Genomic DNA, 2,768 nt, shown 5'->3' on the forward strand with positions numbered 1-2,768 from the left:
CAACCAAACGACTAAAATGTTTTTTGAGGATGGAAAGATGGTACGTACTCTCGCTGTAGCTCAAAACATAACCAAATTAAGAGGCCTTCAATCAGATCTTCAAGACCAGCAGGAGGTGTACAGGCTGATCTCAGAACACTCACAGGATCTTATTGCCATCAATAGCCTTGACGGAATTTATCAGTTTGTATCGCCATCATCAGAAGAATTACTTGGCTATAAACCTGATGAACTGATCGGCACAGACCCCTTTGACATCATACATCCTGAAGATAAAGAACCGCTCAAGGCTCTTCAGCATGAATTAATCGCAAAGGGAGATAAAAAGGAGCGTTTAGAGTTTAGGGTAATCCGTAAAGATGGGTCTGTCATCTGGGTAGAAGCCAATACCAAGCCTATTTTTGATCAGGACGGGAACATTACTTCGTTCCAGTCTTCAACAAGAAATATTACGGATAAGAAAAAAATTGAGGAAAGTGTAAGGAAAAGTGAAGCGAGCCTCAGAGCTCTTATAGAGAACACGACAGATACCATTTGGGCACTCGATAACGAATTCAGGTTTATCATATTCAACTCGGCACTAAAGCACTTTCTCACTGTAGGTATGGGGCAGGAACCTAAAGTAGGAGAAAAACTTCGGTTTGATTTGCTTAAACCTAAAACCCGAGCCTATTGGAAAAAACTATTTCTCAGGGCACAAGAGGGCGAGCGATTTGTTGAAATCATGGAGTTCAACATACTCAATATGAGACTCTATTTTGAAAACTACTTCAACCCTATATTAGATGAGAATAATGAAGTGGTAGGAGTTTCAGCCTTCGGCAGGAACATCACCGCAAAAAGAGAAGAACAACATAAACTCAGACGATTCGAAAACGGTCTTAAACTAATAAATAACCTGGCCTCAGATGTTAAAACGGGAGTTGATGAGCTTATGTTGAGAGCGCTTAAAGTGGTTTCTGAGTTTTTGCATCTGCCATTGGGCATAATCAGTAAAATCGAAGGTGAAACCTATATCATCAAGCATTTTTATACTTCAAATCCTGCCTTCGAACTCGAAAAGGAACAGGAGTTTGACCTAAGCCGCACATACTGCGATCTTACCTTAAGAAATGACCGTGTTACTGCTATCTCCCATATGGGTGAATCTGACTACAGCGGCCACCCCTGCTATCACGATTTTGGCCTTGAGTCTTATATAGGTGCTTTTATAGTGGTAGGTAACAAAAAGTATGGCACGATCAATTTCTCTTCCCCAGATAAAAGAAAAAATCCTTTTGATGTATATGATGAAGACTTGATTATACTTCTAGCCAACTGGGTAGGCTCAGTATTAGAAAGGCACCAAAACGAGCAAAAGCTTAAAAAAGCAAAGAGACAGGCCGAGATTGCCTCCGAAGCCAAAGCCGACTTTCTATCAATCATGTCTCATGAGATACGCACCCCTCTAAACGGTATTATTGGCCTCACTCATGTTTTGCTACAAGAAAATCCACGTGACGACCAGGCAAGGCACCTTGGCCTATTGAAGTTTAGTGGAGAAAACCTCTTGGTGATCATTAATGACATACTTGATTTTAATAAAATAGAATCCGGGAAAATTGAGCTTGAGAAAACCGACTTCAACCTATACACCTTATTAGATAGCATCAGGCAAACCAACATCATCAAGTCTGAAGAGAAAGGCCTGACATTTGATTTTGAATATGATGATAAGCTACCCGAAGTTTTTATAGGAGACTCGGTACGTATCGGTCAGGTTGTTAATAATTTAATAACCAATGCCATCAAGTTTACAGAAAAAGGCACTATTAAACTATCGGCTTCTTTCATAAAGCTTGTGGATCAAAAAATAGAGTTTAAAATCGCTGTTCATGATACGGGTATCGGTATCAAAGAGGAGAACATAGATAAAATTTTCGAAAGGTTCACCCAGGAAGAGGCCAGCACCACCAGAAAGTTTGGCGGCAGTGGTTTGGGCTTATCCATCATAAAGAAATTGCTGCAACTTATGGAAAGTGACATTGAGGTGCACAGCAGTGTTGATGAAGGCTCTACATTCGAATTTAAGTTGCAACTTCCTGTTGGCAATGAAAATATGAGCTTGATCACTCGTGGTCATACCATGACTTTTAATGACCTATCAGCTCATAATTTCAACTTACTGGTGGTAGAAGACAATAAGATCAACTTCTTTGTTATCAAAAAATTTCTTCAGCAATGGGGCATTGACTTCGAACATGCCGAAAACGGAGCTGATGCCTTGGAGATGGTCAAGTCCGGTAATTTTGATTTGGTACTGATGGACCTTCAAATGCCTGTGATGGACGGGTATGAAGCCACTGAGGCTATTAGGGCCCTGCCTGATGCAAAAGCCAAAACACCTGTTCTGGCACTTACTGCATCTGTTCTGGCTAAAATCAGAAAGAAGGCAGCTAAGGTCGGCATGAATGACTTTATCACCAAGCCTTTTACACCACACGAGTTATACGGTAAAATAACGAAACACTTAAATGTCACCATCCAGCAAACCAGCCAATCGAGCAATGGAGAGGCTGCCAACAAAACATCAGGTCCTTCTATGAAAGAAGCCATTGCCGATATTACCGGTGACGATGTCGAGTTTCAGGAAGAGTTGACTAAATTATACATCGAAAACATTAAAGAGCTTAGGGATCAATTACCCTTAACATTGAAGGCAAGAGATGTAAAAGGCGCGAAGGCGTTGGTACATAAAATGAACACTACGATCGTCACCTTGCATCTCA

At 40.9% G+C, this 2,768-nt stretch carries 1 protein-coding gene; it reads left to right on the top strand.

The genetic code is table 11. The features are described from left to right. Positions 1 to 16: 16 nt before the first annotated feature. The coding region (locus tag E1176_RS02795; RefSeq protein WP_155209058.1) for a PAS domain S-box protein at positions 17 to 2,768 on the top strand (2,752 nt) is incomplete at its 3' end.

The sequence above is a fragment of the Fulvivirga aurantia genome (genome assembly GCF_009711475.1).
GTDB lineage: Bacteria > Bacteroidota > Bacteroidia > Cytophagales > Cyclobacteriaceae > Fulvivirga > Fulvivirga aurantia.